The following is a 1,061-nucleotide window of genomic DNA, read 5'->3' as shown; positions in this document are numbered from 1 at the left end:
ATCAACCAAATTCTGTTGGACGCTGTGCGCAAAGGCGCATCCGATATCCACTTTGAGCCTTATGAAAAGATGTACCGAGTTCGTCTACGTTGCGATGGCATTTTGATCGAAACTCAGCAACCGCCAAATCACTTGAGTCGTCGCTTATCAGCTCGTATCAAAATTCTCTCTAAACTTGATATTGCCGAGCGACGTTTACCACAAGATGGGCGAATTAAACTCAAACTGAATCAAGACACCGCGATTGATATGCGGGTATCCACGCTACCTACCTTGTTTGGAGAGAAAATCGTACTCCGACTGCTCGATAGCAGCTCAGCATCACTGAATATCGACAAGCTTGGTTATAGTGAGCAACAAAAGCAGCTGTATTTAGAGGCTCTGCGTCGTCCACAAGGTATGATTCTGATGACAGGTCCAACAGGAAGTGGCAAAACCGTTTCGTTGTACACTGGGTTAAATATTCTCAATAAACCAGAGATCAACATCTCCACAGCGGAAGACCCGGTAGAAATTAACTTATCGGGCATTAACCAAGTTCAAGTCCAACCTAAGATTGGTTTTGGCTTTGCAGAAGCTCTACGTTCTTTTCTGCGTCAAGATCCCGATGTGGTCATGGTGGGTGAGATTCGAGACCTAGATACTGCGGAAATCGCGATTAAGGCGTCCCAAACCGGTCACTTAGTGCTCTCTACTTTGCATACCAACTCTGCGGCTGAAACCATCATTCGTTTATCAAACATGGGCGTAGAAAGTTTTAACCTCGCCTCTTCTCTTAGTTTGATTATTGCCCAACGCCTAGCTCGCAAACTTTGTCCATATTGTAAACAACCGCAAGAGCATACCGTTCAACTTCAGCACCTCGGCATTCAAACAACTGACAAAATTTTTAGAGCCAATCCAGATGGTTGCAACGAATGCACCCATGGTTATTCTGGCCGAACGGGTATCTATGAAGTCATGCGCTTTGATGAATCTCTATCCGAAGCTCTTATTAAAGGAGCCTCGGTACATGAACTGGAAAAGCTTGCCATTGCGAACGGCATGAGCACCTTGCAAAT

The 1,061-nt window shown here is 45.2% G+C and carries 1 protein-coding gene; it reads left to right on the top strand.

Going from position 1 to position 1,061, the window contains the following annotated elements:
* Positions 1-1,061: ATPase, T2SS/T4P/T4SS family (locus R7070_RS26445; protein WP_318141549.1), on the top strand; the 1,061-nt coding region annotated here is incomplete at both ends.

The sequence above is a fragment of the Vibrio sp. 1557 genome (assembly GCF_033340175.1).
GTDB lineage: Bacteria > Pseudomonadota > Gammaproteobacteria > Enterobacterales > Vibrionaceae > Vibrio > Vibrio alginolyticus.
The sequence above is the reverse complement of the archived record's forward strand: the minus strand, read 5'-3'. Positions and strand labels throughout refer to the sequence as shown.